Annotated in this window: 23 protein-coding genes; all 23 read left to right on the top strand. The window is 64.0% G+C overall.

The annotated features are described in order from the left end of the window. Positions 1-4 precede the first annotated feature (4 nt). Positions 5-691 (top strand): DUF2848 domain-containing protein, encoded by a 687-nt coding sequence (locus AAG821_RS09235; protein WP_341910022.1) that lies wholly within the window; start codon positions 5-7, stop codon positions 689-691. Positions 692-715: 24 nt separating this feature from the next. Further along, the gene (gene pxpB, locus AAG821_RS09240) at positions 716-1,444 is read left to right on the top strand and encodes a 5-oxoprolinase subunit PxpB (protein WP_341910020.1); all 729 of its coding nucleotides are present in this window, start codon (positions 716-718) and stop codon (positions 1,442-1,444) included. After that, on the top strand, positions 1,441-2,484 hold the full coding sequence (locus tag AAG821_RS09245) for a biotin-dependent carboxyltransferase family protein (protein WP_341910018.1): 1,044 nt from the start codon (positions 1,441-1,443) through the stop codon (positions 2,482-2,484). Before pxpB ends, AAG821_RS09245 begins: the two co-directional genes overlap by 4 nt. A gap of 18 nt (positions 2,485-2,502) precedes the next feature. Continuing rightward, positions 2,503-3,276, top strand: a complete 774-nt coding sequence (locus AAG821_RS09250; RefSeq protein WP_341910016.1) for a 5-oxoprolinase subunit PxpA — start codon at positions 2,503-2,505, stop codon at positions 3,274-3,276. Positions 3,277-3,334: 58 nt separating this feature from the next. Next, entirely contained in the window at positions 3,335-3,985 is a 651-nt protein-coding gene (locus tag AAG821_RS09255) for a TetR/AcrR family transcriptional regulator (protein ID WP_341910014.1), read from the top strand. A 122-nt stretch (positions 3,986-4,107) separates the two neighbouring features. Continuing rightward, positions 4,108-5,127, top strand: a complete 1,020-nt coding sequence (locus AAG821_RS09260; RefSeq protein ID WP_341910012.1) for a tripartite tricarboxylate transporter substrate binding protein — start codon at positions 4,108-4,110, stop codon at positions 5,125-5,127. Between the two features lie 72 nt (positions 5,128-5,199). Then, positions 5,200-5,733 (top strand): tripartite tricarboxylate transporter TctB family protein, encoded by a 534-nt coding sequence (locus AAG821_RS09265; protein WP_341910010.1) that lies wholly within the window; start codon positions 5,200-5,202, stop codon positions 5,731-5,733. Positions 5,734-5,745: 12 nt separating this feature from the next. Further along, complete coding sequence (locus tag AAG821_RS09270) at positions 5,746-7,266, top strand: tripartite tricarboxylate transporter permease (RefSeq protein ID WP_341910008.1); 1,521 nt, start codon at positions 5,746-5,748, stop codon at positions 7,264-7,266. Between the two features lie 84 nt (positions 7,267-7,350). Next, positions 7,351-8,175 (top strand): sugar phosphate isomerase/epimerase family protein, encoded by an 825-nt coding sequence (locus AAG821_RS09275; RefSeq protein ID WP_341910006.1) that lies wholly within the window; start codon positions 7,351-7,353, stop codon positions 8,173-8,175. Next, positions 8,172-9,611 (top strand): enolase C-terminal domain-like protein, encoded by a 1,440-nt coding sequence (locus tag AAG821_RS09280; protein WP_341910004.1) that lies wholly within the window; start codon positions 8,172-8,174, stop codon positions 9,609-9,611. The genes AAG821_RS09275 and AAG821_RS09280 overlap by 4 nt, the downstream gene beginning before the upstream one ends. Positions 9,612-9,628: 17 nt before the next feature. After that, a complete protein-coding gene (locus AAG821_RS09285) occupies positions 9,629-10,783 on the top strand; it encodes a Gfo/Idh/MocA family oxidoreductase (protein ID WP_341910002.1) in 1,155 nt (384 codons plus the stop codon). Between the two features lies 1 nt (position 10,784). Next, the gene (locus AAG821_RS09290) at positions 10,785-11,948 is read left to right on the top strand and encodes a dihydrodipicolinate synthase family protein (protein ID WP_341910000.1); all 1,164 of its coding nucleotides are present in this window, start codon (positions 10,785-10,787) and stop codon (positions 11,946-11,948) included. After that, positions 11,945-12,781: a sugar phosphate isomerase/epimerase gene (locus AAG821_RS09295; protein ID WP_341909998.1), complete on the top strand. Its 837-nt coding sequence runs from the start codon at positions 11,945-11,947 to the stop codon at positions 12,779-12,781. Before AAG821_RS09290 ends, AAG821_RS09295 begins: the two co-directional genes overlap by 4 nt. A gap of 105 nt (positions 12,782-12,886) precedes the next feature. Next, complete coding sequence (locus tag AAG821_RS09300) at positions 12,887-13,441, top strand: dTDP-4-dehydrorhamnose 3,5-epimerase family protein (protein ID WP_341909996.1); 555 nt, start codon at positions 12,887-12,889, stop codon at positions 13,439-13,441. Further along, positions 13,441-14,289, top strand: a complete 849-nt coding sequence (locus AAG821_RS09305; RefSeq protein WP_341916251.1) for an urease accessory protein UreD — start codon at positions 13,441-13,443, stop codon at positions 14,287-14,289. Before AAG821_RS09300 ends, AAG821_RS09305 begins: the two co-directional genes overlap by 1 nt. Positions 14,290-14,581: 292 nt before the next feature. Continuing rightward, positions 14,582-15,868, top strand: coding sequence for an urea ABC transporter substrate-binding protein (gene urtA, locus AAG821_RS09310; protein ID WP_341909991.1), 1,287 nt, complete (start codon positions 14,582-14,584; stop codon positions 15,866-15,868). A gap of 134 nt (positions 15,869-16,002) precedes the next feature. Beyond that, positions 16,003-17,934 (top strand): urea ABC transporter permease subunit UrtB, encoded by a 1,932-nt coding sequence (urtB, locus tag AAG821_RS09315; protein ID WP_341909989.1) that lies wholly within the window; start codon positions 16,003-16,005, stop codon positions 17,932-17,934. Further along, positions 17,927-19,096, top strand: a complete 1,170-nt coding sequence (gene urtC, locus AAG821_RS09320; protein WP_341909988.1) for an urea ABC transporter permease subunit UrtC — start codon at positions 17,927-17,929, stop codon at positions 19,094-19,096. Before urtB ends, urtC begins: the two co-directional genes overlap by 8 nt. A 53-nt stretch (positions 19,097-19,149) precedes the next feature. After that, entirely contained in the window at positions 19,150-19,920 is a 771-nt protein-coding gene (gene urtD / locus AAG821_RS09325; RefSeq protein WP_341910088.1) for an urea ABC transporter ATP-binding protein UrtD, read from the top strand. 5 nt (positions 19,921-19,925) lie between these two features. Beyond that, positions 19,926-20,621, top strand: a complete 696-nt coding sequence (gene urtE / locus AAG821_RS09330; protein ID WP_341909986.1) for an urea ABC transporter ATP-binding subunit UrtE — start codon at positions 19,926-19,928, stop codon at positions 20,619-20,621. Positions 20,622-20,656: 35 nt separating this feature from the next. Continuing rightward, positions 20,657-20,959 carry an urease subunit gamma gene (locus AAG821_RS09335; RefSeq protein WP_341894484.1) on the top strand — a complete coding sequence of 101 codons (303 nt, stop codon included), beginning with the start codon at positions 20,657-20,659 and terminating at the stop codon, positions 20,957-20,959. Between the two features lie 9 nt (positions 20,960-20,968). Next, the gene (locus AAG821_RS09340; RefSeq protein ID WP_341909984.1) at positions 20,969-21,274 is read left to right on the top strand and encodes an urease subunit beta; all 306 of its coding nucleotides are present in this window, start codon (positions 20,969-20,971) and stop codon (positions 21,272-21,274) included. Between the two features lie 14 nt (positions 21,275-21,288). After that, positions 21,289-23,052 (top strand): urease subunit alpha, encoded by a 1,764-nt coding sequence (gene ureC / locus AAG821_RS09345; RefSeq protein ID WP_341909983.1) that lies wholly within the window; start codon positions 21,289-21,291, stop codon positions 23,050-23,052.

Here is a 23,052-nt window from a genome sequence, read left to right on the forward strand (position 1 = left end):
ATTCATGGATATGCTGACCTTCGACCGTTTCTGGCAGGATCGCCGCGACCGCGTTTCCGTGCAGATCGATACCCTGATTGTTGCGGGCTGGGCCGGCCGCGATGCCCATGCCATTGAGCACCATATCGAGGAACTGGCTGCCATTGGCGTGCCGCGCCCCTCCTCGGTGCCGCTGTTCTACCGCATCGGCACTGGCCAGCTGATGCAGACCACACACCTGCAGGTGCTGGGCCCCGATACCTCGGGCGAGGTCGAGCCCGTGGTGGTTTCGCTGGCGGATGGCCTCTGGGTCACGGTCGGTTCCGACCATACTGATCGCAAGGCCGAGTCCATGGGCGTCGCTCTGTCGAAGCAGCTCTGCTCGAAAGTGCTCGGCAACGGCCTGTGGCGTTACGAAGAGGTGCTGCCGCACTGGGACAGCCTGATCCTGCGTGCCTGGGCCACCATCGACGGCCAGCGCGTGCTGTACCAGGAAGGGCCGGTCTCCGGTCTGCGCAGTCCGGCCGATCTGATGCAGCGCTACAGCAATGCCGCCACCCTGCCGCCCGGCAGCCTGATGTTCGGCGGCACCATCGGCGCCATCGGCGGCATCCGGGCCGGTAGCCGGTTCGAGATGGAACTGGAAGACCCGGTGCTCAAGCGCAAACTCAATCATGCCTACGATATCGAGGCTTTGCCGGTTGTCGCCTGATCGGCGCCATTCTATGACTGCGGTATGAGCGCCTATCCCCAGATTCGGTCTTTCGGCGATACCGGTTTCAGCGTCGAATTCGGCGATGGCATCGACCGCGGCGTCAATGCCATGGTGATGGCGCTGCATGCCGCGCTGGGCGAGGTGAAGCCGGTGGGTTTGGTCGAAACCATTCCGTCCTTCCGCGCCCTGCTGGTGCAGTATGACCCCCTGGCGACATCGCGGGCTGATCTTGAGGCGCAGGTGCGTGGCCTGCTGGACGGGCTGAAACCGCAGCAGCGCGCCGGGCGGCTCTGGCGTCTGCCGGTCTGCTATGCCGCCGAATTTGGGCCCGATCTGAATGAAGTGGCCGAACGCTGCAAGCTGACGCCGGATCAGGTAGTCGGCATTCATACCGGCGGGCGGTTCTTTGTCTACATGCTCGGTTTCATGCCTGGTCTCGCCTATATGGGCGGCCTGGATGCGGCGCTGCATCTGCCGCGACGCAGTTCGCCGCGCACCAAGGTGCCGCAGGGCTCGGTCGCCATCGCCGAATCAATGACCACCATTTACCCGTGGGAAAGCCCCGGCGGCTGGCATCTGCTGGGTCGCACGCCCCTGCGCCTGTTCGATGCCGCCCGGCCCGAGCCGATCCTGCTCGCCGCTGGCGACGAGGTCACCTATTTCGCCATCTCCACCGGTGACTATGCCGCCATGCTGGCGCAGGTGGAGCAGGGAGCCTTTGATTATGCAGCGCTCAGGGTGAAGGCATGAGCGCCGGCTTCCTCGAAGTTGTGGCGCCCGGCCTGATGACCTCGGTGCAGGATCTCGGCCGCTTCGGTGCGCAGGCACTCGGCATGCCGGTGGCCGGTGCCACCGATCCGCTGGCGCTGCGCCTGGCCAATGCCGTGCTGGGTAATCCCGCAGGCATGGCGGCGCTGGAAATCGGCTATCTCGGCCCCGCGCTGGTGGCGGCGGCCGATGGCGTACGTGTCGTGCTGGGCGGCAAGGCGAAGCTGACCGTGCAGCCGGCCGATGGCGGCGAGGCGCGCAGCGCAAAGCCCTGGCGCTCGCTGCTGCTCAGGCGCGGTGACAAGCTCACCATCGGTACGGTGGAAGACGGTGCCATTGCCTATCTGGCGGTGGCCGGCGGCTTCGCGATCCAGCCCTTCATGGGCAGCCTGTCGACCTATATGCGCTCGGGGCTCGGCGGCTTCGAGGGCCGTGCGCTGAAAGCTGGTGACAGACTGCCGCTCAACATGGCGGCTGCCGACGGTGACGAACGCGAAGCGGTGGACGGCATCGATTACGGCGGCGGACCCATCCGTGTCGTGCTCGGCCCGCAGGAAGATCGCTTCACGCCCAAGGGTATCGAAACCTTCCTTGCTGCCACCTATGCCGTGACCAAGGAAGCTGACCGCATGGGCATCCGCCTTGAGGGCGAGGTGATCGAGCATGTGCGTGGCGCCGATATCGCCTCCGAAGGCGTCGTCACCGGCTCGATCCAGGTGCCGGGCAACGGCCAGCCGATCATCCTGATGGCCGACCGTCAGACCACCGGCGGCTATACCAAGATCGCCACCGTGATCTCAGCCGACCTGCCGCGCATCGGCCGTATGAAGCCGGGCGACATGCTGCAATTTGCCGCTGTCACGGTGGCAGAGGCCGAGGCGGCGCGCCGGGCGCAGGAACAGGCTTTGCGCCGACTGATCGAGGGCATCCGCACGGCATTGCCCGATGTCTATCTCGACCTGAACGCGCTATATACGCAGAACCTGATCAGCGGGGCGGTAGATGCGCCGAGTGGATATTAGATTGGGCGGAGACTGGCGATGACCGTGAAAACCAACCTGAATAGCGATCTTGGCGAAAGCTTCGGCGCCTGGACCATGGGCGACGACGCGGCAATGCTGGCTGTCGTCGGCACCGCCAATGTTGCCTGCGGTTTCCATGCCGGCGACTGGAGCGTGATGCAGGCCACGGTGGCGGAAGCTGTGAAGAACGGCGTCTCCATCGGCGCGCATCCCTCCTATCCCGACCTGCAGGGCTTTGGCCGCCGGCCGATGACCATGAGCACCAAGGAAGTCGAAGCGCTGATGGCCTACCAGATCGGCGCGCTGATGGGCGTGGCGGCGACCAGGGGCGGCAAGGTCACCCATGTGAAGCCGCACGGCGCCATCAACAACAAGGCCGCCACCGACATGGACCTCGCCCTGGCGCTGGCGCGCGGCATCGCCGGTGTGTCGAAAGATCTGATCTTCCTGGCACCGGCCGGTTCGGCCATGGTGGCGGCCGCGGCCAAGGCCAACCTGCCGGTGGCGCAGGAAGTGTTTGCCGATCGCAACTACGATGATGACGGCAACCTGGTGCCGCGCGGCCAGCCGCATGCCATGGTGCATGACAATGACGAGGCGTTGCGCAACGTGCTGCGCATGGTGCAGGAGCGCGCTATTGTCTCGGTCAGCGGCAAGCGTATCCCCTGCAACGTCGACTCGATCTGCGTGCATGGCGACAGCGCCGGGGCCGTCTCGATGGCGCGCCATATCCGTGCCGGGCTGGAACTGGCCGGGGTGAAGCTGGTCACCCTGCCCGAGATGGTGGGCTAGGCCCGCCGCTTGACGTGGCCCCCCGCGCCCCGGCAAGACTGGCTCAGGGGAGTGCCTGATGCCGAAGCCGAAGACCGATAAATCCGATACCAAACGCACCCGCCAGCCGGATGTGACGCGGCGCAACATCCTGGATGCCGCCCTGGTCGAGTTCGCCGCCAAGGGCCTGTCGGGCGCCAGGGTCGACGAGATCGCCGCGCGCTCAGGCTCCAACAAGCGCATGATTTACGAGTATTTCGGCAACAAGGACGGACTGTGGCTGACCGTGCTGGAGCGCGCCTATGAGCGCATGCGCGAGGAAGAGCATGCCATCGATGTCGCCCGCATGTCGCCGGTCGAAGGCATGCGTTATCTGATGGAGTTCAATTTCAAATTCTGCTCGCGCAATCCGGAATTCATTGCGCTGCTGAATGCCGAGAATCTGCACAAGGCCAGTTTCCTCAAGAACTCGAAGAAAATCCGTGAGTTGTACACGCCGCTGCTGGTGGTGATCACCGATTTGCTGCAGCGCGGCCAGCGCGAGGGCGTGTTCCGCAAGAATGTCGATCCGGTCGAGTTGTACACCACCATTGCAGCACTCGGATTTTTCTACTTTTCCAACATCCATACGCTCTCGACCATTTTCGGTCGCAACCTGCTCAGCCCGAAGCAGCAGAAAGTGCGTCTCGACCACTCCATCGCGGTGGTGCTCGGCTACCTGCGACCCTGATCATGGCCGAAAGTCGAATTTCGTAACTGGTCAGTTACTTCTCCGTTGACAAGCCGGCCCAGCATCGGAAATGCTGGGCGGATAACAAGGATCGCGACGATCCATAAACGGAGGAGACCGCCATGCAAGGCAAGCTTGCTATTCGTACAGCTGTGGCCGCTTTTGTGCTGGGTACCCTGGGCCTCGCCGCCCAGCCGGCCACCGCCCAGCAGTGGAAGCCGACCAAGCCGATCACCATCATCGTGCCCTGGGCGGCCGGCGGTTCGACCGACCAGGTGATCCGCGTCACCGCGGCCGAACTGGAAAAGGAACTCGGCCAGAAGATCGTCGTGGTGAACCAGCCCGGCGCTTCGGGCTCGATCGGCACCAAGGGCGCCATGGAAGCCCCCAAGGACGGCTATACCTGGGCCTCGGGCGCCGCCAAGGATATCGGCACCTATGCCGTGTCGGGCCTGCTCGATACCAAGATGGCGGACTGGAATTTCTACCTCACGGTTGCCAACCAGTCGGTGGTCAGCGTCAACGCCAATTCGCCCTACAAGACGGTGGCTGAGCTGATTGCGGCCATGAAGGCGAAGCCCGGCCAGATCACAATTGCCACCGCCGGTGTGAACTCTTCGGGCCATTTCGGCTCCGAAGCCTTGGCCCGTGCGGCGGGCGTCACCTACAAGCACGTGACCTATGATGGTGGCAATCCGGCGGTGATCGCCACCGTCTCGGGTGAAACCGAGGTCACCACCCAGCTCGGTGTCGAGCAGGTGGAAATGATCCGTGGCAAGCGCCTGCGGGCCCTTGCCGTGTTGGCCGACAAGCCGCTGGAAGTCGAGGGTATGGCGGCGATCGAGCCGATCACCAAGACCATCCCCAGCTTCCGCACCGAAGCCAACTATTTCGGCATCTTCGTGCCCAAGGGTGTGCCGGCGGAAGTGACCGCCACGCTCGACAAGATCTGGGCGGAAAAGATGAAGACCAACGCCGCGCTGAAGAAGTATTCGGCCGAGAAGGGCGCACTCTTCGGTCCTGAGCATGGCGAGGCAGCCAAGAAGGCGGCTTTCCCGGCGATCCAGGGCGCTGCCTGGATTCTGCAGGAAGGCGGCAAGGCCAAGGTTTCGCCCGACACGCTGGGCATTCCGAAGCCGTAAGCATCTCCAACCACGACGGCCGCCTGGCTTCAGTAAAGCCGGGCGGCCGATTTTCTTTCAGGAGTACATGGCATGGATGACAGTCAGGCCACAGGTCTTCCCGCAGAGGAAAACGTTTCGCCGCGGGCGGATTTCTGGTCCAGCTTCATCTGGATCGGGCTCGGCATCGCCATGCTGTGGATGAGCCTGAATATGGACCGGCTCGAACGCTTCCAGGCCAGCATCTACACCGCGCCTGGCCTGGTGCCCGGCCTGCTGGGCATTGCCATTGCTCTGATGGGCGTCATCCTGCTGGTGCGTGCGGTCAATGCCGGGGCGCTGCGGCCACGTGCGCGCAAGCCGCTGGTGCTGGCCCAGCACTGGCGCCTGATCTTCAGTCTCAGCCTGTCGCTGATCTATGCCCTGATCATTGTCGCTAGTGCTTTGCCCTTCTGGCTGGTGACGGCGGTTTACGTCACGATCTTCGTCATCGTTTTTCAGTATGCCGAGCGACGCGCCAAGGCGCAGGTGCCACGCGGCATTGCCGTGGCGGTGGTGCATGGCCTGCTGGCTGGTGTGCTGATCCAGTATGTGTTCGAAGAATTGTTCCTGGTCCGCTTGCCGTAAGGGCGAATTCCCATGTTTGACGGTCTGATCGGTTTCGCCCATTCGATCTGGAATTTTTCCAGCCCCGAAACCATTCTCTACGCACTCGGTGCCTCGCTGGTCGGCCTGATCATCGGTGCCCTGCCGGGTTTGACGGCCACCATGGGCGTGGCACTGATGACCACGCTGACGCTCAAGCTGCCGCCCGGCGATGCGCTGCTGATCCTGATCTGCACCTATGTCGGCGCCATCTATGGCGGCAGCCGCAGTGCCATCCTGCTGAATATTCCCGGCACGCCGGCCTCTGCGGCTTCCTGCCTGGATGGCTATGCGCTGGCCAAGCAGGGTCTGGCTGGCCGCGCCATGGGCATTGCCACCACCGGCTCGATCCTCGGCACCTGGATCGGCATGTTCTTCCTGGCGCTGTTCACGCCGATCTTGGGTGAGATGGCGCTGAAATTCGGCGCCTACGAATTCTTCTGGCTCGCCGTGTTCGGCGTGGTCATCTCGGGCAATCTCACCGGCACCGATCCGCTGAAAGGCTGGATTGCCGGTTTCATCGGCCTGTTCATTGCCAGCATCGGCCAGGAGGGCATGTATGCCTATGACCGTTTCACCTTCGGCGTTCACGACCTCTCCGGCGGCATTGCGCTGATCCCGGCCCTGGTTGGCGTTTTCGGCTTTGCCGAAGTACTGAACGTGATGAAGGACAAGCCGCAGAAATTCATCATCAACACCTACGATACGGTGATCCCCAAGATCAAAGATGTGGTGCAGTACTGGCGCACCATCATCCGCTCCGGCCTGATCGGCACCTTTATCGGCATCGTGCCCGGCGTTGGCGAAGATGTTGCCGCCTGGAGTTCCTACGCCGCCGCGCGCCGCGCCAGCAAGGAAAAGGCGAAGTTCGGCAAGGGTTCGGTGGAGGGCCTGATGGCGGCTGAAACCGGTGACAATGCCTGCGTGCCGGGCGCTGTCATTCCGGTGCTGACGCTGGCGGTGCCGGGTTCGGCACCGGCCGCCGTGCTGCTGGCCGCCATGCTGATCCATGGCGTGCGGCCGGGCCCGCTGATCATGGTGGAGAATCCGACCTTCGTTTACGACGTGGTCGCCATGATGCTGTTTGCCTCGATCGGCATCCTGATCTATGGCCTGACGCTCACCAAGCTGCTGGTCAAGATCCTGCTGGTGCCGCGTGCGCTCATCATGCCGGTGATCTTCGTGCTCTGCGCGGTCGGCTCCTATGCCATCGCCTCGCGCCCCTTCGATATCCTGGTCATGCTGGTCTTCGGCGTGGTCGGCCTGATCCTGCGCAACCTGAACTATCCGATGGCCCCGCTGGTGCTGGGCATCGTGCTGGGCGATCTGCTGGACAAGAGCCTGCGTCGCGGCCTCAACCTGTCCGATGGCGACCTGACGCCATTCTTCGGCCGGCCGATTGCCTTTGTGCTGTTCCTGCTGGTGCTGCTCACCCTGCTGATGAATATCCCGGTTGCCCGCAAGCTGATGGGGCAGGGGACCGCACTGCTGATGCGCCCGTTCCGGCGCGCGTAGACCCATGACAGCCGAATTGACGTCTGCAACCGCTTACCGCTATAAGTAACTGTCTGGTTACTTCTGGACTGACTGAACCGAACCATGCGCGTCTCGCTCTGCAACGAAGTCCTTAGCCCGCTGCCTTTCGCCGCGCAATGTGCGCTCGCGGCGGAGCTGGGCTATGACGGACTGGAGATTGCGCCTTTCACGCTTTCGGATGACCCGCTCTCGCTGACGGCGGCCGAACGACGCGTGATCCGCCGCGCCGTCGAAGAGGCCGGCCTGGTGGTGACCGGTCTGCACTGGCTGCTGGTGACGCCCAAGGGCCTGTCGCTCACCGACCCGGATCCGGCCGTGCGCCGTCGCACCCGCGAGACCATGCAGGGGCTGTGCGATCTCTGCGCCGATCTCGGCGGTCGTTATCTGGTGCATGGCTCGCCGGCGCAGCGCCGGCTGCCGGATCGCGACATTCATGCCGCCAAGGGCTGGGCGCTGGAGGCCTTCCGGGCGGCGGCACGCGCCGCCGAGAAAGCCGGCGTGCTCTATTGTCTGGAGCCGCTGTCGCGGCATGAGACCAATTTCGTCAACACCGTGGGCGAGGCCATCGGCGTCGCCGAGGGCATCGCCAGCAATGCCTTCCGCACCATGATCGACTGCAGCGCTGCGGGCCTGACCGAAACCGAGACGGTGCCGGAACTGATCGCGCGCTGGCTGCCCAGCGGCCTGATCGCCCATATCCAGGTCAATGACCCCAACAGAAAAGGTCCGGGCCAGGGCGAGATGGTCTTTGCGCCGATCCTCGATGCGCTCAAGCGTGGCGGCTATGACGGCGATCTGGGCGTCGAACCGTTTATCTACGATCCCGATGGGCCGGGCGCTGCCGCGCATGCCATCCGCTACCTGCGTGATCTGCTGGAGCCGGTATGACCGAAGCGCCCGCCTTTCGCCTGCAGGATGTCACGCTGTTCGAGCGGCCGGTCACGCTGCGGCTGCCCTTCCGCTTCGGCGTGGTGACACTGACGGCGGCGCCGCAGGCCTATCTGCACCTGCGTATCGTGCTGCCCGATGGCCGCAGCGCCTGGGGTTCAGCCGCCGAGCTGATGGTACCGAAGTGGTTCGACAAGGATCCGGCCCTGTCGAACGAGCAGAATTTCGCCCAGTTGCGGCTCAGCCTGCGCCATGCCGTGGATGCCTATGCCGGTGACGAGACCGCCCGCACTGCCTTCGGCCATTCCGCCGCCCATCATGCTGCGCTGGTGCAGCAGGGCGCGAAAAGCGGCCTGAACGCCCTGGTGGCTTCCTATGGCCCGGCCCTGCTGGATCGTGCCGTCATCGATGCGCTCTGCCGCCTGCGCAACATCCCGTTCGCGGCAGCGCTTGGCAAAAACCTGTTCGGTATCCAGGTTGCGCCGCTGGCCCCGGATCTTGCCGGCTTCGATCTTGAGGCCTGGCTCGCCGACCTTGTGCCGCATCGCCGCATTGCGGCCCGCCATACAGTGGGCATGGTTGACCCGCTCCGCGAGGCCGACCTGACGGCTGGCGGGCGCCTGAATGATGGCCTGCCGGAAAGCCTGGAAGGCGCCATCGCGCAATATGGCCATCGCTGGTTCAAACTGAAAGTGGGCGGCAATGCCGCGGCAGACCTGGCCCGTTTGCAGGGCATCGCCGCGGTGCTCGATCAATCGCCCGAACCCTATCAGGCCAGCCTTGATGGCAACGAGCAGTATGATGATGTCGAGGGTATTGCCGCGCTGTGGCAGGCCATGCGGGCAGACAGCCGCCTGCGCCGTCTCTGTGCCTCGATCCTCTATATCGAACAACCGATCAAGCGTGCGGTGGCGCTCACGCAGCCCGTGACCACCCTGGCTGCCGAGATTCCGCTGATCGTCGATGAATCGGATGCCGACTACGATGTGTTTCCGCGGGCGCGCGATCTGGGCTACCGCGGCATCTCGTCCAAGACCTGCAAGGGCGTTTACCGGGCGATCCTGAACGGGGCGCGGGCGCAACACTGGAACATTCAAAAGGGCGCCAACTTCTTCATCACCGGCGAGGATCTGACCTGCCAGGCGGGGCTGGCGGTGCAGCAGGATCTTGCCCTGGTGGCCGCGCTCGGCCTCAGCCATGTCGAACGCAACGGCCACCATTATGTCGATGGCTTCGGTGCGGCGCCGGCAGCCGAACAGGATGCCTTCCTGGCCGCCCATCCCGATCTCTACCACCGCGATCCGCAGAGCCGCCGTGTGCGGCTGCAGATCCGCAAGGGTGGCCTCGATCTTCGCAGCGTCATGGATGCCACTGGCTTCGGCGCGGAAGCTGAACCCGATTGGGGCAATCTCGCCCCCATGCATTTGAATTCGTGAAGAAGGACAAGAAAGCCATGAGCAAGGATATCCGTCTCGGCATCATCATGAACGGCGTCACCGGGCGCATGGGCATGAACCAGCACCTGATCCGTTCGATCTGCGCGATCCGCAAGGATGGCGGGGTGGTGCTGAAAAACGGCCGCCGGGTGATGCCTGACCCGATCCTGGTTGGTCGCAGCCTCGACAAGGTGGCCAAGCTGGCCAAGACCCATGGCATCGAGCGCTATACCGACGATCTCGATGCTGCGCTGAAGAACAAGGACGATACGCTGTTCTTCGATGCCGCCACCACCCAGGCGCGCGCCGGTCTGCTGAAAAAGGCGATGGCCGCCGGCAAGGATATCTACTGCGAGAAGCCGACGGCCGAGACGCTGGCGGTTGCCATGGATCTGGTCAAGGCGGCCAAGAAATATGGCGTCAAGAACGGCGTGGTGCAGGACAAGCTGTTCCTGCCCGGCCTGGAAAAGATGAAGGTGCTGATCGACAGCGGCTTCTTCGGCAAGATTCTGTCAGTGCGCGGCGAGTTCGGTTACTGGGTATTCGAGGGCGACTGGCAGCAGGCCCAGCGTCCGTCGTGGAATTATCGCGTCAAGGATGGTGGCGGCATCATCCTCGACATGCTGTGCCACTGGCGCTATGTGCTCGACAATCTGTTCGGCGGCGTGAAAAGCGTGTCCTGCCTCGGCGCCACCCATATCCCCAAGCGCTGGGATGAGAATGGCAAGCCCTACAAGGCCGACTCTGACGATGCCGCCTATGCCACCTTCGAACTGGAAGGCGGCGTGATCGCCCAGATCAATTCCTCCTGGGTCACCCGCGTGCGTCGCGACGATCTGGTCACCTTCCATGTCGATGGCACGCTGGGTTCGGCCGTGGCCGGCCTGCACAAATGCTTTGTGCAGCCGCGTGTCGCCACGCCCAAGCCGGTGTGGAATCCGGATCTGCCGCAGGCGATCAACTTCTTCGACACCTGGCAGGAAGTGCCGGAGAACAAGGTGTATCCGAACGGTTTCCGCGCCCAGTGGGAGATGTATATCCGCCATCTGGTCGATAACGAGCCGTTCAAGTGGACACTTCTCGAGGGCGCCAAGGGCGTGCAGCTGGCCGAAGCCGGGCTGAAGAGCTGGAAAGAGCGCCGCTGGATCGACCTGCCTGAGCTGAAGGTCTGAGATGACGACACTCAACCTGCCTGCCAGCGCCGGCAAACTGGCGCCCTATACGCTGCAGCAGCCGAAGGCCTTCCCGACTGCGAAGCCGCCGTTCAGCCGCGTGGCCTTCGCCGCCGCGCATGTGGTGGCCGATCCGCTGGCCGAGCATGATCCCTGGCTGACACCGGCGGTCGACTGGGAGCGCACCATCGCCTTCCGCCGACATCTGTGGTCGCTCGGCTTCGGCGTGGCCGAAGCCATGGACACCGCCCAGCGCGGCATGGGGCTCGACTGGAAGGATGCCCTGGAGCTGGTGCGCCGCTCGCTCGATGCGGCGAAAGACGTGCCAGGTGCCGTGGTGGCCTCCGGTGCCGGCACCGATCACCTGACGCCTGGACCTGATGTCACCATCGACGCGGTGATCCGCGCCTATGAGGAGCAATGCGCGGCAATCGAGAAACTCGGCGGCCGTATCATCCTGATGGCCAGCCGCGCACTTGCCGCCGTGGCGAAGTCGCCGGATGATTATATCAAGGTCTATAGCCGCATCTTGAGCCAGGTGAAGCAGCCGGTGGTGATGCACTGGCTGGGCGAGATGTTCGACCCTGCCCTGGCGGGTTACTGGGGCAATGCCGATCACATGACGGCGATGCAGACCTGTCTCGATGTGATCAATGCCAATGCGTCCAAGGTCGATGGCATCAAGATTTCCCTGCTCGACAAGGACAAGGAAATCGTCATGCGCCGGCGCCTGCCGAAAGGTGTGCGCATGTATACCGGCGATGATTTCAACTATGCGGAGCTGATCGCCGGCGACAGCGAAGGCTATTCCGATGCGCTGCTGGGCATTTTTGATGCCATCGCCCCGGCGGCCTCGGCGGCCTTGGGCGCGCTGACGCGCAAGGATGAAAAGACCTTCCACGACATCCTGGCGCCGACCGTGCCGTTGTCGCGCCATATCTTCAAGGCGCCGACGCGGTTCTACAAAACCGGCGTGGTCTTCATGGCCTATCTGAACGGCCACCAGGATCACTTCCTGATGGTCGGCGGCCAGCAGAGTACGCGCTCGGCCCTGCACCTGGCCGAGCTGTTCCGGCTAGCTGACGCGGCCGGACTGCTCGCCAACCCGGAGCAGGCGGCGGCGCGCATGAAGGCGGTCATGGCCGTGCATGGAATTGCCGCATGAAAAAGCCGGGCCCCCTGTCACTCAACACCGCCACGGTGAAGGAGCAGTGGTCGCTGCAGCAATGCATCGAAGGCTGCGCCCGTCACGACATCACCGGCATCTCGCCCTGGCGTGACAAGCTGGCGGACTACACCACGGCCAAGGCGGCGAAGCATATCCGCGATGTCGGCCTCACCGTCACCGGCTTGTGCCGCGGCGGCATGTTCCCGGCCGCCGATGCCGCCGGCCGGCAGGCTGCCATTGATGACAACAAGCGCGCCATCGACGATGCGGCGGCCCTGAATGCCCAATGCCTGGTGCTGGTGGTCGGCGGCATGCCAGCCGGCTCGCGCGACCTGGCCGGAGCGCGGAACCAGGTGCAGGACGGTATCGCCGCCGTGCTGGAGCATGCCAAAGCCGCGAAGGTGCCGCTCGCCATCGAGCCGCTGCACCCGATGTATGCCGCCGACCGCGCCTGTGTGAACACGCTGGCCCAGGCGCTCGACATCTGCGATGCACTGGGCAGCGGTGCGAATGACCGCCATCTCGGCGTTGCCGTCGATGTCTATCATGTCTGGTGGGATCCCCAGTTGGCGGCACAGATCAAACGGGCCAGCAAGCGCGTGCTCGCCTTCCATGTCTGTGACTGGCTGGTGCCGACCACCGACCTGTTGCTGGATCGCGGCATGATGGGTGATGGCGTGATCGACATCCCGGCGATCCGGGCCATGGTGGAAGGCGTCGGCTATGACGGCTTCTGCGAGGTCGAGATCATGTCGACCCATAACTGGTGGAAAAAGGATGCCGATACCGTGCTGCGCACCTGCATAGAGCGGCATGCGACGGTGGTGTGACAGCGATCTTTGCCGTTGTGGCGGTGGATAACTCCGGCCATGCCTTGATTTGCCGACGGGGCCCCTCAAAGATGGCGGGGCCTCGTCTTTTATCCCCGGTCCGCCATGTTTCATGCCTCGCCGCTCGCCGTTCCCGGTCTTCTGCTGATCCGCCCCGACACCGTGATGGACCAGCAGGGCTGGACCAGCGCCGTCTATAATGAAGCCGCGCTCGGCGCGCTGGGCGTGCATGACCGCTTCGTCGACGACCGCATCATCTATGCCGACAAGGCCGGCAATGTGCGCGGCCTGCGCTATCAGCTGGCGCCGGCCAGCCAGGCCACCCTGCTGCGCGTGCTGCATGGCCGGCTGTTCATCGCCGCGGTCGATGTGCGGCGCGGCTCATCCACCTTCGGCCGGGTCGGCACGGCGACGATCAGCTATATGGGCAGCGAACAGTTCTATGCCATGCCGGGCTTCGCGGTCGGCTGGTGCAGCCTGGATGCCGCTACACAGATCCTGGTCAAGACCAGCGCCGATGTGAATCCCGATCTGGCGCGCGGCATTGCCTGGAACGACCCGGCGCTCAAGATCGACTGGCCGGTGAAATCCGGCGAGGCCGAGGTGATGATCGCCGATACCGACCAGCCCATGCTGGCGGGACAGCAAGACCTGCTGTGATGACGCCGGCGCCGGCGTCCCGGCTGCAGCGGGCCGATGGCGCTCTGCAGCTGCGCTTTGCCGCCGGTGACGGCGTCGCCACACGGCTGACCGATCTCTATCAGTCCGATCCCTGCCGTGCCCTGCTGCCGGCGCCCGATCCGGGCGAGCCGCTGACGGCGGTGCTGATCACTACGGCCGGCGGCCTCACCGGTGGCGACCGGCTACAGTTGTCCGTGGCCGTCGAGGCCGGCGCCGATGCGCTCTGCACGCCGCAAGCCGCGGAAAAAATCTACCGCTCGGCCGATGCCGGCGCCGCGACGATCGAACTGGCCCTGACGGTGGGGGTGGGTGCGGCGCTGGAATGGCTGCCGCAGGAGATGATCCTGTTCGACGGCGCCCGGCTCGACCGGCGCGTGACCATGGCCGTGGCAGAGGATGCACGGCTGCTGGCGGGTGACATCACCGTGTTCGGCCGCACCGCGCGCGGCGAGCGTTTTGCCAGTGGCAGCCTGTTCGACCGCTGGCAGGTGCGCCGTGACGGCCGTCTGGTCTGGACCGATGCTGCGCGCCTGGATGGTGAAACCACCGCCCTGCTCGATCATCCCGCCGGCTTTGCCGGGGCGGTGGCCCAGGCACTGCTCCTCTACCAGGCGCCGGACGCAGCAGCGGCGCGCGATCGCCTGCGGGGTCTGGAAATAGACGAACCCGGATGTCACTGGGGCGGCAGTGTGATCGACGGTCTGCTGCTGGTCCGCCTGCTCGACAGCGACGCCGCCCGCCTGCGTCGGGTTTTCGCCCGGCTGTGGTCCAGCCTGCGCCCGGGGCTCGGCCGCAGGCCGGCGATGCCCCGGCTGTGGAAATTCTGACTCTCTTTGAGTCATCCAAAACCGGTTTCTGCTCGTATTTTGCTCCTTGCACTTTTTTCAGGAGCCTATGCTTAAAAAATAAGCAAAGGCTCGCCATGATTGTTCGTCGCCGGAGCTTTGAATCGCGACGGTGGCAGAGCGCCAGGTTTGTCATATTGCGGCGCGGAATCAGCGAATTAAGCGCGGTATTGCCCCATGCCGGAAGGACATGGGCGGCTTGGCACACTCCTTGCCATTCCAATCTCGTATGGCCGGCCCGGGGGGGCATGGCCCAAGCAGGAGAGGAATTCCAATGAGCAAGTTTATGCGGACGATGGCCGCGGCAGGCGCCATGCTGGGCGCCATCGCCGCCGGTGGCGCACAGGCTCAGGACACGATCAAGGTCGGCGTCCTGCATTCGCTGTCAGGCACCATGGCGATCTCGGAGACGACCCTGAAGGACACCGTCCTGATGATGGTCGACGACATCAACAAGAAGGGTGGTCTGCTCGGCAAGAAGGTCGAGGCGGTGGTGGTCGATCCGGCCTCCAACTGGCCGCTGTTCGCCGAAAAGGCGCGCGAGCTGATCTCGAAGGAAAAGGTCTCGGTCGTTTTCGGCTGCTGGACCTCGGTGTCCCGCAAGTCGGTGCTGCCGGTCTTCGAAGAACTGAACAGCATGCTGTTCTACCCCGTCCAGTATGAGGGCGAGGAAAGCTCCAAGAACGTGTTCTACACCGGCGCCGCGCCGAACCAGCAGGCGATCCCGGCGGTGGAATACCTGATGAGCAAGGATGGCGGCGAAGTGAAGCGCTGGGTCCTGGCCGGCACGGACTACGTCTATCCGCGCACCACCAACAAGATCCTGGAAGCCTTCCTGAAAGCCAAGGGCGTCAAGCAGGAAGACATCATGATCAACTACACGCCGTTCGGTCATTCCGACTGGCAGACGATCGTGGCCGACATCAAGAAGTTCGGCTCGGCCGGCAAGAAGACCGCCGTGGTGTCGACCATCAATGGCGACGCCAACGTGCCGTTCTACAAGGAACTGGCCAACGCGGGCATCAAGGCCTCCGATATCCCGGTGGTCGCCTTCTCGGTCGGCGAGGAAGAACTGGCCGGCATCGACACCAAGAACTTGGTCGGCCATCTGGCCGCCTGGAACTACTTCCAGTCGGTCAAGGGCCCGGTCAACGATGCCTTCATCAAGCAGTGGAAGACCTTCATCAAGGATCCGAAGCGCGTGACCAACGATCCGATGGAAGCCACCTATATCGGCTTCAAGATGTGGGCCCAGGCTGTTGCCCAGGCCGGCACCACCAACGTGGATGCCGTGCGTCAGGCGATGTATGGCCAGAAGGTCAAGGCGCCGTCGGGCTTCACCGCCGTGATGAACACCAACCACCACCTGTCCAAGCCGGTGCTGATCGGCGAAATCCGCCCGGACGGCATGTTCAACATCGTCTGGCAGACCAAGGGCCCGGTGAAGGCCGATGCCTGGTCGAAGTATATCCCGGAAAGCGCCAAGCTGACGGCCGACTGGACCTTCCCCTGGGTCTGCGGCAACTGCGAGAAGCCGAAGTATGCGGCTCTGGCCAACTAATCCGTAAAGCGTAACGCATGGCATCCGGCCCCTTCCTTCGCGGCATCGCCGCGTGGGAAGGGGTTTGGAACGCCCAACACTATAAAATCCGTTCCGTCATCGTCCCAAGAATCGCTCAAGCGGTCGCTGAAAACATGCAACGTTTCCTGCCTATTGTGCTGATCGCCCTGATGCTGGCGCTGGTGGCGGTCGTGCGCCCCGCTGCCGCGCAGGATCTCGCCGCTACCCTGAGCGGCCTGACCGATGCCGATCCCAAGCCGGCGATTGCAGCGCTGAGCCAGAGCGACGACGACAAAGCCAAGGCCGTGCTTGCTGCGCTCGCTGCCGGCAATCTTTATATCCGGATATCCGACAATGCGGTGGTGATCGGCGAGAAGGACGGCGAGATGATCGTCGTCACCAATGCCGCCACCGGCGATGTCGAGGACATGCTCAAGCCCGAAGAGCTGCAGGCCATCGCCGTGCCGGACGATGCCAGGTCACTGCTGGGGGCTGCCTCGACCGACACGCAGAGCGGCCCGGTCGATTTTGCTACGGCCATCGAGGGCCTGAAGGCCGACAGCTTCGCCGACAAGGCCAAGGCCATTGCCGCGCTCACCGCGCTGGGCGATGCCCGCGCCGTGCCGGCCTTCCAGGCGCTGGCCGCCGGCCGGCTGTTCACCCGCAAGAGCGACGGCGCCCTGGTGATCGGCGCCGCCAGCGGCAACGATGTGGCGCTCAGCAATGCCGCCACGGGCGAACCGCTTGGCATCGTCGCGCCGGGCGAAATCGACCCGCTGTTCGTCAACAACAACCTGCGCAACGTGCTGCGCGAGGCCGTCGGCCGCCTCGGCCTGGGCAGCAGCGATCCGGCCGTGCGCCGTTCGGCCGCTGCTGCGCTGCTGGAAAGTCCGGCGCCCGAAGCCGTCGCGTTGCTGCGCGAGGCTTTTGAAAAGGAACAGAATGCCGGTGTCAAATCCGTGATGGCCCTGTCGCTCGCCGCCACCGACCTCAGCGACCCCGACAAGTCCAAGCGCATCCTGGCGATCCAGACGCTCAGCGGTGCGGCCGAGCTGCGCGTGCGCTCGCTGCTGCAGGCCCGCCTGAGCCAGGAGACTGACGCGGAGGTCAAGGCCGCGCTGGTCAAGGCCTTCGACAAGATGCAGACCAAGATCACGCTGTATTCCTATGCCGAGAACTTCATCCAGGGCATCTCGCTCGGCTCGGTGCTGCTGCTGGCCGCTGTCGGCCTCGCCATCACCTTTGGCGTCATGGGCGTCATCAACATGGCGCATGGCGAAATGATCATGCTGGGTGCCTATTCGGCCTATGTGACGCAGGAAATCTTCCGCGCCCTGCTGCCGCCCGGCTGGATCGGCGCCTATCTGCTGGCGGCACTGCCCGTCGCCTTCCTGGTGGCGGCCATCGTGGGCGTCGCCATCGAGCGCGGCATCATCCGCTTCCTCTATGGCCGGCCGCTGGAAACCATGCTGGCCACCTGGGGCGTCAGCCTCTGCCTGCAGCAGGCGGTGCGCAGCATCTTCGGTGCCACCAACAAGGAAGTCGCCAATCCGGGCTGGATGACCGGTGCCATCGAGGTGGCCGGCGGCCTCGCGGTCACCTGGAACCGCGTCTACATCATCATCTTCTGCTTCGCCGTGCTCGGCCTGATCGCGCTGATTCTCAAGCGCACCAGTTTCGGCCTGCATATGCGCGCGGTGACGCAGAACCGCCAGATGGCGGCGGTGATGGGCATTCCCACCGCCCGCGTCGATGCCATGACCTTCGCGCTCGGTTCAGGGATCGCCGGCATGGCCGGGGTGGCGCTCAGCCAGATCGGCAACGTCTCGCCCAATCTCGGCACCATCTACATCGTCGACAGCTTCCTGGTCGTCGTCTTCGGCGGCGTCGGCAGCCTGATGGGCACGCTGGTCGGCGCGCTTACGCTCGGCGTGGTCAACAAGATCCTCGAACCGGTGGCCGGCGCGGTGCTGGGCAAGGTGGTGGTGCTGGTCTGCATCATCCTCTTCATCCAGAAACGCCCGCGCGGACTGTTTGCGGCCAAGGGGAGGTCTGCCGATGCTTGATCAGCTGCAGACGCTTGCCAGGCCAAAACCGCTGCTCGACCGTCGCGGCTGGGCGGTCTTCCTCGCCATCGGCTTTGTGCTGATCGTGGTGGTGCCGCTGCTCAACCTGCTGCCCGCGCGCGGCAGCATGATGCAGGTGCCGGACTACCTGATCCCGCTGCTGGGCAAATATGCCTGCTATGCCATTCTTGCGCTGGCCCTCGACCTGGTCTGGGGCTATGCGGGGATCCTCAGTCTTGGCCATGGTGCCTTCTTCGCGCTCGGCGGCTATGCCATGGGCATGTACCTGATGCGCCAGATCGGCACCCGTGGCGTCTATGGCAATCCGGTGCTGCCCGATTTCATGGTCTTCCTGAACTGGAAGGAACTGCCCTGGTACTGGATGGGCTTCGACAGCTTCCCGTTTGCCCTGCTGATGGTGCTGCTGGCGCCCGGGCTTCTGGCGCTGGTGCTGGGCTGGTTCGCCTTCCGCAGCCGCGTCACCGGCGTCTACATCTCGATCGTCACCCAGGCGATGACCTTCGCCCTGCTGCTTGCCTTCTTCCGCAATGACATGGGCTTTGGCGGCAATAACGGCCTGACCGATTTCAAGGACATCCTTGGCTTTCCGATCCAGGCGCCCAGCACCCGCATCGGCCTCTATATCGTCTCGGTCATTGTGCTTGGCCTGTGTTTCCTGCTCTGCCGCTTCGTGGTGCAGTCCAAGCTCGGCCGCGTGCTGCTGGCTGTGCGCGATGCGGAAAGCCGTGTGCGCTTCCTGGGTTATTCACCGACATCAGCCAAGCTGTTTGCCTTCGTGCTGTCGGCCTTGCTGGCCGGCATCGCCGGCGCGCTCTATGTGCCGCAGGTCGGCATCATCAATCCAAGTGAATTCTCGCCGGCCAATTCGATCGAGATCGCCATCTGGGTGGCGGTCGGTGGCCGCGGCACGCTGTATGGCGCCATCCTCGGCGGCGTGGTGATCAATCTGGTCAAAACCTGGCTCACCGGCGCAGCACCGGAACTCTGGCTCTTTGTGCTCGGCGGGCTATTCATTGCTTCAACCCTGCTGTTCCCCAAGGGCATTGTCGGACTGCTCGGGCAATGGAAAGCCTGGCGGGCAGAGAAACAGGCCTATGCGCTGAATGAAAAGGCACCCTTGAAAGAGAAGGGGGCTGAGTGATGCGCGCGGCTACGCCACCGCCCTCGCCACTGGTCCAGCCGGCCACCGCCGGCATGTCGCCTGAGATTGTCAACAAGGTGCGTGTCTCCGACACCCAGCTTTATCTTGATGGCGTGTCGGTTGCTTTCGATGGTTTCAAGGCGATCAACAACCTCGCGCTGATGGTCGCTCCCGGCGAACTGCGTACCATCATCGGCCCCAATGGTGCGGGCAAGACCACGATGATGGATATCATCACCGGCAAGACGAAGCCTGACTCGGGCGAAGTGATGTTTGCCGGCCGCGTCGACCTCACCAAGCTGGATGAGGTCGAAATCGCCAATCTGGGAATTGGCCGCAAATTCCAGAAACCCACAGTGTTCGAGAATCTCACCGTGTTCGAGAATTTCGAACTGGCGCTGAAATCCGCCCGTGGCGCCTGGAAAACCCTGCTCGGCCGGCTGAATTCCGAAGCGCTGGACCGCATCGCCTGGGCGCTGCATACGGTCGGGCTTGAGACCAAGATCCGCGATTCGGCCGGTGCGCTCAGCCATGGCCAGAAGCAGTGGCTCGAAATCGGCATGCTGCTGGTGCAGGACACTCAGCTGATCCTGCTGGACGAGCCGGTGGCGGGCATGACCGACGCCGAAACCAAGCAGACCGCCGAGTTGATCCTGACGCTGAAGGGCGAACGCACCCTGGTGGTGGTGGAGCACGATATGGAATTCGTGCGCGATCTCGGCGCCAAGGTCACTGTGCTGCATGAGGGCAGCGTGCTGTCCGAAGGCACGGTCGACCATGTGCAGAACGATCCGCGCGTCATCGAAGTCTATCTGGGGCGCTGAGAGATATGCTGCAGGCGGAAAACCTCAATCTCTATTACGGTGCCAGCCATGCCCTGCGCGATGTGGGTGTCACGGCCGCACCGGGCAAGATCACCTGCGTGCTGGGACGCAATGGCGTCGGCAAGACCTCGCTGATGCGGGCGCTCGTCGGGCTGCAGAGCGTGCGCTCCGGCAGGATCATGTGGGAAGGCCAGGATATCATCGGGCTGAAACCGCATGAGCGGGCCCGGCGCGGCATCGCCATGGTGCCGCAGGGCCGCGAGATTTTCCCGCGTCTGACCGTCTATGAAAACCTGGAAACTGGCATGGCGCCGTTGCCCCGGGGCGAACGCCGGATCGAGGACGAGATTTTTGCGCTGTTCCCGGTGCTGCATGAGATGCGCAACCGGCGCGGCGGCGACCTTTCGGGGGGACAGCAGCAGCAGCTGGCGATTGCGCGGGCCCTGGTCACGCGTCCCAGGCTGCTGCTGCTGGACGAACCCACCGAGGGCATCCAGCCGTCCATCATCAAGGATATCGGCCGGGTGATCCGCGAACTGGCCAACCGGGGCACCATGGCGATTGTGCTGGTCGAGCAGTATTTCGACTTCGCCCGGGCGCTGGCCGACAACTTCATCCTGCTGCAGCGGGGCGAGGTTGTGGTCGAAGGCGACGCTTCCCGGCTGGATGCCGACGACGTCCGCCGCTATCTTACCGTCTGACATTCGGTTCGTTTCAGCAGGGGAGGGGTGGCGGCATGAATTTGACGCCCCGCGAGAAGGACAAGTTGCTGGTCGCCATGGCGGCCGTGGTCGCCCGCCGCCGGCTTGAGCGCGGGGTCAAGCTCAATCACCCGGAGGCGATTGCGCTGATCACCGACTATGTGGTCGAAGGCGCCCGCGACGGCCGCTCGGTGGCCGAGTTGATGCGCGATGGCGGCACTGTCATCACCCGGGCGCAGGTGATGGAGGGTGTGGCCGAGATGATCCACGAAATCCAGGTCGAGGCCACCTTCCCGGACGGCACCAAGCTGGTGACCGTCCATAACCCGATCCGCTGAGGGGTGTCCATGATTCCCGGTGAAATCATCACAGGCGACGGCGAGATCGAACTCAATGCCGGCCGGCCCACCATCACGCTGGAGATCGCCAATACCGGCGACCGGCCGATCCAGGTCGGCAGCCACTACCATTTCTTCGAGACCAATCCGGCGCTGAAATTTGATCGCGCCAAGGCGCGTGGCATGCGGCTGGATATTCCCGCCGGCACCGCTGTTCGTTTTGAACCCGGGCAAACGCGGACCGTCAATCTGGTATCCTATGCCGGCAAGCGTGAGGTCTATGGCTTCCGCGCCGACATCATGGGCAAGCTGTAAGAGGGGATGTAGAGATGGCAAACCGCATTCCCCGCAAGGCCTATGCCGGCATGTATGGCCCCACCGTGGGCGACAAGGTGCGGCTGGCCGATACCGACATCATCATCGAGGTCGAGAAGGACTTCACCGCCAGCCCGCCGACGGCCAAAGCGGGTGAAGGCGGTTATTCCGCCAACACGCCGCTCTATGGCGAAGAAGTGAAATTCGGCGGCGGCAAGGTGATCCGCGACGGCATGGGCCAGAGCCAGATCACCAACGCGGCCGGCGCCGTCGACACCGTGATCACCAACGCGCTGATCCTGGATCACTGGGGTATCGTCAAGGCCGATATCGGTCTGAAGAACGGCCGCATCCATGCCATCGGTAAGGCCGGCAATCCCGATATCCAGTCGGGTATCGACATCATCATTGGCCCGGGCACCGAGGCGATTGCCGGCGAGGGCAAGATCATTACGGCTGGCGGGTTTGACGCGCATATCCATTTCATCTGCCCGCAGCAGATCGAGGAAGCGCTCTATTCCGGCGTCACCACCATGATGGGCGGCGGCACCGGCCCGGCGGCCGGCACGTCCGCCACCACCTGCACGCCCGGCCCCTGGCACATGATGCGCATGATGCAGGCCGCCGAAGCCTTCCCGATGAATATCGGCTTCCTCGGCAAGGGCAATGCCTCGCGCCCCGAAGGCCTGGTCGAGCAGATCGCCGCCGGCGCCTGCGGCCTTAAATTACATGAAGACTGGGGCACCACGCCGGCCGCCATCGACAACTGCCTGACTGTGGCCGAGCAGTATGACATCCAGGTGGCGATCCACACCGACACGCTGAACGAAAGCGGCTTCGTCGAAGACACGATTGCCGCTTTCAAGCACCGCACCATCCATGCCTTCCACACCGAGGGCGCGGGCGGCGGCCATGCGCCCGACATCATCAAGGTGGCCGGCCTGGCCAATGTGCTGCCCAGCTCCACCAACCCGACCATGCCCTACACGATCAACACCGTGGACGAGCATCTCGACATGCTGATGGTCTGTCATCATCTCGATGCGCGGATTCCGGAAGACGTCGCCTTTGCCGACAGCCGCATCCGGCGCGAGACGATTGCGGCGGAAGACATCCTGCACGATCTCGGTGCCTTCTCGATGATGTCGTCCGACAGCCAGGCCATGGGTCGTGTGGGTGAAGTCATCATCCGCACCTGGCAGACGGCGGACAAGATGAAGAAGCAGCGCGGCCGGCTGCCGCAGGAAACCGGCGACAACGACAACATGCGCGCCAAGCGCTATGTCGCCAAATACACCATCAATCCGGCGCTCAGCCATGGCGTGGCGCATGAGATCGGCTCGGTCGAGGTCGGCAAGTTCGCCGATCTGGTGATCTGGTCGCCGGCCTTCTTCGGCGTCAAGCCGGACATGGTGCTGAAGGGCGGCAGCATTGCCGCGGCGCCGATGGGCGATCCCAATGCCTCGATCCCGACACCGCAGCCGGTGCATTACCGTCCGATGTTTGCCGCTTTCGGCCGCAATTCGATCCAGTCCAGCCTGCTGTTCGTCAGCGAGGCCGGGTTGCAAAACGATATCGCGGGCAAGTTCGGCCTGCAGCGTCCGCTGGTGGCGGTGAAGGGCACGCGCAAGGTGACCAAGAAGGACATGATCCACAACAACTACATGCCCAAGATCGAGGTTGATACCGAGACCTATGTGGTGCGCGCCGATGGCCAGCTGCTGACCTGTGAGCCGGCCAAGGTGTTGCCGATGGCGCAGCGCTATTTCCTGTTCTGA

The sequence above is a fragment of the Ferrovibrio terrae genome, from assembly GCF_943372915.1.
Lineage (GTDB): Bacteria > Pseudomonadota > Alphaproteobacteria > Ferrovibrionales > Ferrovibrionaceae > Ferrovibrio > Ferrovibrio terrae_A.

Bases quoted from the DNA above. Each gene is read 5' to 3' on its own strand.
- AAG821_RS09270 (WP_341910008.1), top strand. From the start codon at position 5,746: ATGTTTGACGGTCTGATCGGTTTCGCCCATTCGATCTGGAATTTTTCC.
- urtE (WP_341909986.1), top strand. From the start codon at position 19,926: ATGCTGCAGGCGGAAAACCTCAATCTCTATTACGGTGCCAGCCATGCC.
- AAG821_RS09340 (WP_341909984.1), top strand. From the start codon at position 20,969: ATGATTCCCGGTGAAATCATCACAGGCGACGGCGAGATCGAACTCAAT.
- AAG821_RS09250 (WP_341910016.1), top strand. From the start codon at position 2,503: ATGACCGTGAAAACCAACCTGAATAGCGATCTTGGCGAAAGCTTCGGC.
- AAG821_RS09260 (WP_341910012.1), top strand. From the start codon at position 4,108: ATGCAAGGCAAGCTTGCTATTCGTACAGCTGTGGCCGCTTTTGTGCTG.
- AAG821_RS09265 (WP_341910010.1), top strand. From the start codon at position 5,200: ATGGATGACAGTCAGGCCACAGGTCTTCCCGCAGAGGAAAACGTTTCG.
- urtB (WP_341909989.1), top strand. From the start codon at position 16,003: ATGCAACGTTTCCTGCCTATTGTGCTGATCGCCCTGATGCTGGCGCTG.
- AAG821_RS09290 (WP_341910000.1), top strand. From the start codon at position 10,785: ATGACGACACTCAACCTGCCTGCCAGCGCCGGCAAACTGGCGCCCTAT.
- AAG821_RS09295 (WP_341909998.1), top strand. From the start codon at position 11,945: ATGAAAAAGCCGGGCCCCCTGTCACTCAACACCGCCACGGTGAAGGAG.
- AAG821_RS09335 (WP_341894484.1), top strand. From the start codon at position 20,657: ATGAATTTGACGCCCCGCGAGAAGGACAAGTTGCTGGTCGCCATGGCG.
- AAG821_RS09305 (WP_341916251.1), top strand. From the start codon at position 13,441: ATGACGCCGGCGCCGGCGTCCCGGCTGCAGCGGGCCGATGGCGCTCTG.
- AAG821_RS09280 (WP_341910004.1), top strand. From the start codon at position 8,172: ATGACCGAAGCGCCCGCCTTTCGCCTGCAGGATGTCACGCTGTTCGAG.
- pxpB (WP_341910020.1), top strand. From the start codon at position 716: ATGAGCGCCTATCCCCAGATTCGGTCTTTCGGCGATACCGGTTTCAGC.
- ureC (WP_341909983.1), top strand. From the start codon at position 21,289: ATGGCAAACCGCATTCCCCGCAAGGCCTATGCCGGCATGTATGGCCCC.
- urtC (WP_341909988.1), top strand. From the start codon at position 17,927: ATGCTTGATCAGCTGCAGACGCTTGCCAGGCCAAAACCGCTGCTCGAC.
- AAG821_RS09300 (WP_341909996.1), top strand. From the start codon at position 12,887: ATGTTTCATGCCTCGCCGCTCGCCGTTCCCGGTCTTCTGCTGATCCGC.
- AAG821_RS09235 (WP_341910022.1), top strand. From the start codon at position 5: ATGGATATGCTGACCTTCGACCGTTTCTGGCAGGATCGCCGCGACCGC.
- AAG821_RS09245 (WP_341910018.1), top strand. From the start codon at position 1,441: ATGAGCGCCGGCTTCCTCGAAGTTGTGGCGCCCGGCCTGATGACCTCG.
- urtA (WP_341909991.1), top strand. From the start codon at position 14,582: ATGAGCAAGTTTATGCGGACGATGGCCGCGGCAGGCGCCATGCTGGGC.
- AAG821_RS09285 (WP_341910002.1), top strand. From the start codon at position 9,629: ATGAGCAAGGATATCCGTCTCGGCATCATCATGAACGGCGTCACCGGG.
- AAG821_RS09275 (WP_341910006.1), top strand. From the start codon at position 7,351: ATGCGCGTCTCGCTCTGCAACGAAGTCCTTAGCCCGCTGCCTTTCGCC.
- urtD (WP_341910088.1), top strand. From the start codon at position 19,150: ATGTCGCCTGAGATTGTCAACAAGGTGCGTGTCTCCGACACCCAGCTT.
- AAG821_RS09255 (WP_341910014.1), top strand. From the start codon at position 3,335: ATGCCGAAGCCGAAGACCGATAAATCCGATACCAAACGCACCCGCCAG.